Genomic DNA, 8,124 nt, shown 5'->3' with positions numbered 1-8,124 from the left:
GCCGTGGGAGCGGTCCTTGACCGCGAACCGAGCCGAAGGCGAGGCGGGCCTGCCGCCCCCCCTTCAGTGGCGCTGAAAAGGCATCGGCGGTGGCATGTTTCGCGCGTCTTTGTTGGCCGGGCGCAGCACCGCCACCGGCACGCTCAAGGCCATCATGTCGCGCACCTGCTGCAAGTAGGCTTGCCAGTAGGGGCCCAGATCAAGCTGAGCCTGACGGTTGTTCAGATCAACCAGCTCCAGCTCCTCCAACGGCTCCCGCGTGTGGTACACCCCCCGGAAATGCGCGCGAATGTCGATGTCGGGCACGAAACCCTTCGCCAGGGTGTCCGCTTCGCTCGAGAACAGCCGCACGCAACAGTAAAAATCCGCCCAATAGAGCCACAAGCCGGGATCGGGATCGCCCTCTTCAGGCTCCAGCTCGGTGACTTTTTCACACAGCTCATAGCGCTGAAGGCTGCACGTCCGCACGTTATAGCGCTCCGGGTCCACCTCGTCGTTGACGAACACTTCCGTGTAACGCAACAGAACACGGTTCAAGTGAAAGCCTTCGTCTTCCTCGGAGTTATTCTTCACTTCCCTACCCCTTTTCACTCAATGGTCTTTGCATCCTTCCTGCTCCACAGGAAAAATACTATCCCCTTTTTGCACATCATGTCTTTTAAAGAAACCCGCATTGACCTCCAGCGCGCTGGCAAAACCCACGCCTGGCCGATACACCGGACACCGTGATGGCACACTGCTAGCACAGGGCACCATGGTCCTGATCGCCACAATGCGCCCACTCTTATTCATAAACGCAACATCCAGCGGAATTAATGTGCGATACATATAAAAGCCCACGCCCACCGGTGGCGGCTCCGCGAACTGGAACAACATGCCCGCATAAGGCGCCAACTCACGGCGATTCATTAACCCCAGATTGCGCTGCGCCTCACTCGCCGCCACCTCGGCGCGCACCGTCTTCTGCACGCCTTGCACACACAACGACACCGTCTTCATCGGCGCCGCGACCGGCCCGGCCAACGCCCCGCTCACCACCATTAAGAGAACACCCGTAAGCGCCAATCGCTTACAAACCGACGGATTTTCGTCTTTTTTCATAGTCGCTTTTCCGTTGTCGCCCACACCGCAGGCGCCAAGAGACGCGCGCGTGCCATACCCAATTGGTGAACTCTGGTTCTCTTAGCGCCCTCGTACCCGCTGGCGCGACCCACCGGGTTGTATCAATCAACACCGCCAAATCGCAAGAAAAAAGCGCTGGCCAGACCGGTCTTTTCAACTTCCAAGGCGCCCGACAAGCGGAAAATCCGTCAGCAAGATCGGCGTTGAGACTTTAAAATAAGGGGTTTAACGAATATCCAACCTGAAAGGGAAGCCACGGCAGCAGCCGAAGAACGTTACACTTTTTGTCCACGATGGACGGAACTTGTAATAAAAATCGTGCTCTCAACACCTGGCACCCGACGAGAGGTGAACAAAACACTGGAAAATGAACACCTATTCATTAAAATGGTCCGCATAGTGAAATAGTATTTTGGAAATCGGCCCTCACTTCCCCCTTTTGGCTGCAAAAAAAGCGGCTCAACCCGAAAAAGACTACCGTTCATCCCCCAAAACCTACCGTTCGTCGGCAGCTCAACTCGTTTTTTGCGCACACCCGTACTCCCCCTTTCGCCCATAAGTCACTGATACGGCTCTGGTTTCTTCTTTACGAAATTTCATGTTTTCATTTTTTGAAAAGGTGCTTTTCAAAATTTGCTATACCGCTTTGTTTTTTATCGGGGTAACGTTGGTCTTGTCGGTTCGGGGGGCAATAACAACAACCACCGGAACCGACGGTGGCGAAGCATGGAAGAAGTACGATTCGCCACACAAACTAAATCCGAATAAACAAGGAGACTGTCATGTCTTTGCAAATGATGAAGAAAGCAGTAGTTTCGGTAGCCGCTGGCGCAGCCATGTTCACCGCGATCTCAGCGAGCGCGGTGACTTTTGTTCCGGCTACTCCGAACAACCCCTACACCTTCAGTGGTGAAACCCGGCTGGAAACCCCTCTCGGTGATTACGTGTGCGGCCTGTCTCTGACCGGTAACGTGTCTGAAGATCCCTCCGACAGCACCAAAGGCACCGTGATCGTGACCGGCGGCACCGTTTCTGGCGCCTTCCCTTGTGGCCTGATTACGCTTGAGAACCTGCCCTGGGGTTATGATGGTAACGGCACTCTGACCAGCACTGGTGCTTCCGTAAACCTGACCAACATTGGCGCTTCCGCTCCCTTTAACCTGTTGGATTGCGACGGCGACATCACCGTGCCGTTCATCAACAACTCCACCGCTTCCAGCTTTGATCTGGAAGGTGCCAACTTCGGCACCTGTACTTTTGTAGGCGATGGCACCACCAACCAGAACGTTCTGTTTGCTGATCCCAGCAACAACATTCAAGTTCTGCCGTAAGAAAGACGGAAGAGGCCCCTGTCAAGGGGCCTCTTTTTATTAACTGAACCATAGCTTTCAGATTTTATTATAAAGGCCATCAAAAAATAGCCGAAGCGACAATCCAATGTCCCTGCATATCGCAAAGAAAATCAAAATAATTTTTCTCTGCAGAGACTTTTCTTTAATAGCAGTAACTATATTTTTTGCCTATCTTATAGCCTCAAACTTTTGGTTCTTCTGGTCTGGACCGGCAGAGGCAAACATACCAAATCGATCACTCCCATCGTCACATCAAATATTAACGAGCGAAGCAAGATCCATTTCTGAAAAAGAAATAAGGTCCTGGAACATATTTGGTGCCTACTCGATGGCTTCGACCGATGCTGAGGCGGAGAATACCGCGCCGGAAACTAACCTTTCATTTAAGCTGCTCGGTGTTTTCGAAAACCTAACGGCAAAGTTTTCCTCGGCAATCATCTCCGTAGGCGATAAAGATATAGATCTGTACCGGCCGGGCGAAGATCTGGAACGAGGCATAGCACTCAAAAGCGTTTATGGAGACAGAGTAGTAATTGATAATAAGGGCCGCCTTGAAACCCTATATCTTGTGAGCTTCGACAGCTTGCCTGGTGTTTCGATATCGGACACAAGAAAAACACACCAGGAGCAGACCAACAGCCCACAGGAGGAAAAAACATTAACTGGACGAGAAAATGTTTTGCAAAAATACGGCCTGAAGCCGGTATCGACTTCCAGCGCGGAAGGATACATCGTTCAAGAGGATGCTAAAGATCTGAAAGAGAACTTCGGGCTCGCTACAGGCGACATTATAAAATCAGCCAATGGCTTCCCCATAGGCACAGACGATAGCGACGTACTTGCTATGAAATCTTTTCAAGACTCAGGCTCTGCCACGATTGTTATTGATCGAAAAGGCCAGCAAATAATAGTAAATTACTCAAAGTGACCTCCCCTCCGAAATCGCCCCTCATATCTTAGTGGCCAGCGCCACAGCTTATTTCCGCGTGCACCCGCGCCGGCCAATTCCCTATAATTGACATAAACTCTGAATTAAAAAATTTCATATTTTCATTTTGAAAAGGTGCTTTCCAAAATTTTCTATACCGCTTTGTTTTTTATCGGAGTAACGTTGGTCTTGTCGGTTGGGGGGCAATAACAACAACCACCGGAACCGACGGTGGCGAAGCATGGAAGAAGTACGATTCGCCACTCAAACTAAATCCGAATAAATAAGGAGACTGTCATGCCTTTGTAAATGATGAAGAAAGCTGTACTTTCGTTAGAAGCCACTGCAGCCATGTTCATCGCGGTATCAGCAAACGCGGTGACTTTTATTCCAGTCACTCCAAATAACCCTTACGTCTTTAGCGGCGAAATTCGGCTGGATAACGGTCTCACGAACCCGCCAAATATATTGATATGCAACCTATCCCTAACCGGCAACGTGTCTGAAGATTCTTCCGGCAGCACCAAAGGCACGGTTATCGTTACCAGCGGCACCGTTGCCGGCGCATTCCCATGTGCTCTGATCACACTTGAGAACCTGCCCCGGGATTATGAGGGCAACATTACTCTGACTAGCACAGGCACCGCAAACCAGAACGTTCTGTTTGCTAACCCTAGCAACAAAATTCAGGTTTTTCCGTAAATTGGAGGGCCCTTTTACACGGAGAGGCGGGAGCGCTGTTATCCCACAGTTGAGACCTAGAAGAATCCTGAACAGACCAGACACAATATGTTTCGAGAAGACTTTGCAGTCTCGGGTGAGACGGACCGAAAATCATGAAGGTGTTGCAGTTGAGCCCGTGCCTGCGCGAAACTTCTTCCAAAACCTTCAACTCAGACGCAAAAAAAGGCGAACCTCAAATGAGGTTCGCCTTATAAAGTCACTAGCCTTCAATAACAAAGCCATTCAGGCCTTTAGCCGAACTGCATACCCGTCAATTCTTTATCGGCTGGGAGATATAATTAATTCTTGTACCCTCGGCAGCTACCCGAAGATCCATAGACCCCTTCACCCTCCCGCTAGCATATATACGCACATCCAAATCGACCAGATTGGTGTTTATCTGTTCGATCACCATACGTCCGTCATCCATGAAATCTATATCGCCAGTCAAGGACAAAGTAATTGGGTGGCTATGCATGTTATGTTGGCCACTAAGCGCAAACAAATTGTACTGCAATTCCGGGATATCAACATAGAGATCGACTGTAGCATCAAGAACTGGGCCTGATACCGTATTTCTTATCCACCCGGTAATCGGCTGATTCCTGATCCCATTTTCGTCTTCCTCGTATCGCATTCTCATCACTTGAGGGCCGCTATCTGACGGAACATACGCTTCTGTATCTGAAAGACGCGTATACGCCGTCAGGCTCGTCGCCGTAATCTGTCCAGGCCAGATTAGCACCTTCATTGCATCTTGGTCTTCATCATATTCGTCCGTCACATCAGCATTAAGGTTACCGGAGAGATAAATAAACTTCTGCTTAGGACAGTTCAAAGGAACGGCGTAATATGAGACAGGGTTATCGGCATCGAACGGAATATGATCCTGAAACCCACAGCCAACGTTCACGCTATTAAGTGCCAAAGTGGAAGGGTTGGAGGCCTGGCCCTGGAAATCCAGGCCGGCGGTATTTCTTGAAAGCACTTTAACCGCGTTCATCGGTGGCAGCACACCATTCAGATCTATGGGCACCCCATTTGTTACACTCGGGGTCAGGTCTGCATTAGGGTCCGGCTCATCCGTGGCACCATACTCCTCGACATTATATTCCCGCTCCACGATGTACGGCACGATGGGGTTTGGCGGCTCTTCTACCGTGCGATTTGCATCATGGAAAAAGTTCGAGTTTGTGTCTGAAGTAGGAAGATTATTGAGGTTCTGGAATACCCAATCAGTTTCTTCAGCCCCCACAAAGAAATTCACCATGTCTTGCCCGCCACCATTTGGCGCAGGAATAATGGTGCTAAGGGTAGTCGGAGCCTGAGATGTCGAGGAATTAGTTATTCTGATAAGGCGCCCTAACATTTGGGTTTGTAGCGGCAGACCATCGAAAGAACATATCTGGCCAGACGGGTCGCAGGCCGATGAAGTCATGTTGCCATTGGACTTCAGAGTTGAGCGATAAAGAGCGCCCTCCTCCCACGGTTCATCCGGATAGAACACTACTCTTCTAGGCTCGACCCTAAGATCGCCGGCAACTTCCTCTACGGCATTTCCAGCCTCATCGCTTTTTTCCACCAAAAATGATTGCCCTAAAACGATACTGTCTATATCCATGTCTTTGGAAAAATTCACTATAATTGGGCGGTTCCTTGGCATTTCAGTGACCGGCAGGGCATCGCTCTGAGCGATATTGGCGTCGCTGTCTCCGTCCACAATCGGCTCATCAACGCTACCGATACAGCGTCCCGAGATGCCATTAGCCAGATCTCTCGTCGCCGGATCGGTTACGCAAGGGAAACCTGGATATATTGCGGACACAATAGGTGCCCGCACAATCATCTGCTCCGGTTGAAAGCTCGCATTGATGCCTGCAGCCACAATCTCAACTTCTGTGGGCATGCTAAAATCCACAATCTGACCGTTGAAATGATTGCCCGCCACGTCAGTTATCTGATCGGAAATTTGCAACTGATAACTAACAGGATCAGTTTCTTTACTGTAGGTCAGAGGCTCGCTCGGTCGAATAAGTACTGAAGCACCATCCAGCTCGTAGTCAAAACCGACTTCAGACCCATTTTTATAAAGTATAAACGCAGCACGTAAACTGCGACCATCAATAGGCTCGTTGAAGTTCAAGACCAACGGGTCTCCGGGCTTTTGATATAACGCAACACCATCGGGTTCACGATTCTGTGGCATCCAACTCTGCAACTCCGGAGGCGTCACATCCTCCATCACCACCGCCGGCGGGTTTTCCTGATCCGCATAGGACTGGAGCTGGAAGCTCAGTACGCCGTAGCCGTATTCCTGGCCGAGAATGTCCGGTTCCACCACGCTGACGGCGTCGATGTTCAGAGTGCCGGCTGTGGTGTCCACGTCGGCTACGCCGACCAGTTCGATGTGCGCGATGTCCTGGGTGAAGCTGCCGTTGGCACGCGGGTCTTCGGTGGCGATGCCCACGTCCATAAACAGGTGCACGATGCGCAGGGCGTCGCTGCGCACGCTGTTATAGGGGTTGGGAACCAGGTAGCCGGTGGCGTCGGAGAGGAACACCATTTTCACGTCGCCGGAGCCGAAGCCGGCATCGACCTTGCCGCCGATCAGCACTTTTTCAATGGCGTCACCGTTCAGGGTAGTGCCCCGGGGAATACGCAACGGCGTCACGTCGGTGTAGACCGTTACGTCACCGAGTTCCGCTTCCACGGCGTCACTTCTGGCCTGGGTAAAGTTGGCGCCCTCGCCGAGCAGGGTGCCGTTAACCGGAACCTGGTTGATGGGCGCGCCGGTCAGGCGTGAGGTGCCTTGAGTGGTGAGCTTCTGCACCAGGATGGCGGGTTCGCCACGGGGCGAGGAATCCATCGGCTGGTAGGTGAATTCCTGGGCGGCGAAGTTTTCGCCGTAGGTGCTGGCGAGTTCACCGCTGATGCTGAGGGTGTAGGTCTCGCCGGCGTTCAGGTATTCCGGTGTCGGGTCCACGGTCATGTAGGGGCCGTCGATCAACAGGGTGGCGTCCACCACGTCGCCGTTGGCGTCGGTGAGTTTGATGGTGTCCGCCGGGGCGGTGGAGCTGGCTGGGGCGTCGCCGTAGTGGGCGGTGGTCGGGTCAATGGGTTGGCTGAACTGGAATCGGAAGGTGGAGAAATCCATCACCGGTTCGGTTTTCTTGGAGGCGTCCGGAATCTGCCGCTCGATGGCGAACTCATCGCTGGTCACCACCAATTCTTTCGGGCCTTTTTGCAGCGGCCGGGTGGTGAAGGTCAGGTTCTTGTTGGCGGAGGTGCCTTTGTCGAGCTCCAGGCCATTGACCACCACGGTGTAGTCGGTGAGCGGCTTGAGGTGCTCTTTGGGTGTCAGCACCAGGCCGCGCTGGTCTTCTTCGACCTTGCTGTAATCCACGTCGACTACCGCGCCGTCGGCGTCGCCTTCGTGCAGGGTGACCGCGTTTTCCGCGTTGGCGATGGTGACGTCACTGGTAAAGCGCAACACCACCGGCGCGGCGGTGGCGATTTCGGTTTGCTCGTTGTACGGGTAGGCGTAGAGCAGGGATTGCCGCTTGCCTTCCGAGGCATCGTTGCTCGGGGAGCTGCCGCCCCCGCCGCCACAGGCGGCCAGCAATGCCGCCGAGGACAGCAATACCGCTGCCCGCGTTATGGTTCTTGTTTTCATAGTGCCCCCTTAAAACTTCATGCTGATGGAGCCGCCGAAGACGTTGATCTCGCCGTCGGTTTCCACGTAGTCGTCGTTGCCGGTCTGGTCGGATGTGACGTGAAACTCGCGCTTGTCCAGCAGGTGATACTGGTAGCCGACGTCCACGCGCACCGGGTAGCGCATGCCATAGACGTGGTCAAAGGTGCTGGTCAGGCCCAGGCCGAACACGGTGCGGTCGGCGTCCAGATAGTTCACGTTGGGGTTGTCGGTGCTGTCCAGCGGCGACTCTTCGAAGGCCACGCCAGCGGTGACGCCGACCATGTCGGTGAGCTGGTATTCCAGGC

Annotated in this window: 7 protein-coding genes; 3 read left to right on the top strand and 4 right to left on the bottom strand. The window is 52.9% G+C overall.

Annotated features, from left to right (window positions below; translation table 11 throughout):
* Positions 1 to 63 precede the first annotated feature (63 nt).
* On the bottom strand, positions 64 to 573 hold the full coding sequence (locus CGS25_RS18600) for a hypothetical protein (protein WP_101676384.1): 510 nt from the start codon (positions 571 to 573) through the stop codon (positions 64 to 66).
* A gap of 18 nt (positions 574 to 591) precedes the next feature.
* Entirely contained in the window at positions 592 to 1,101 is a 510-nt protein-coding gene (locus tag CGS25_RS18595; RefSeq protein ID WP_089031810.1) for a DUF192 domain-containing protein, read from the bottom strand.
* 803 nt (positions 1,102 to 1,904) lie between these two features.
* On the opposite strand from CGS25_RS18595, the gene CGS25_RS18590 reads away from it, so the two are divergent.
* From CGS25_RS18590 to CGS25_RS18580, 3 genes are all read left to right on the top strand, one after another.
* Positions 1,905 to 2,453 carry a hypothetical protein gene (locus CGS25_RS18590; RefSeq protein ID WP_157933882.1) on the top strand — a complete coding sequence of 183 codons (549 nt, stop codon included), beginning with the start codon at positions 1,905 to 1,907 and terminating at the stop codon, positions 2,451 to 2,453.
* Between the two features lie 106 nt (positions 2,454 to 2,559).
* Entirely contained in the window at positions 2,560 to 3,402 is an 843-nt protein-coding gene (locus CGS25_RS18585) for a type II secretion system protein N (RefSeq protein WP_101676382.1), read from the top strand.
* Positions 3,403 to 3,711: 309 nt separating this feature from the next.
* Positions 3,712 to 4,104 carry a hypothetical protein gene (locus tag CGS25_RS18580; RefSeq protein WP_101676381.1) on the top strand — a complete coding sequence of 131 codons (393 nt, stop codon included), beginning with the start codon at positions 3,712 to 3,714 and terminating at the stop codon, positions 4,102 to 4,104.
* 292 nt (positions 4,105 to 4,396) lie between these two features.
* Here CGS25_RS18580 and CGS25_RS18575 read toward each other — a convergent pair whose 3' ends face one another.
* Complete coding sequence (locus tag CGS25_RS18575) at positions 4,397 to 7,798, bottom strand: Ig-like domain-containing protein (protein ID WP_101676380.1); 3,402 nt, start codon at positions 7,796 to 7,798, stop codon at positions 4,397 to 4,399.
* A gap of 9 nt (positions 7,799 to 7,807) precedes the next feature.
* A partial coding sequence (locus CGS25_RS18570; protein ID WP_232802502.1) for an outer membrane protein transport protein occupies positions 7,808 to 8,124 on the bottom strand: 317 nt, incomplete at its 5' end.

This window comes from Alloalcanivorax mobilis (genome assembly GCF_002864685.1).
GTDB classification, from domain to species: Bacteria; Pseudomonadota; Gammaproteobacteria; order Pseudomonadales; family Alcanivoracaceae; genus Alloalcanivorax; species Alloalcanivorax mobilis.
Note: the sequence above shows the minus strand (reverse complement) of the source record. Positions and strands in the feature narration are given on the sequence as shown.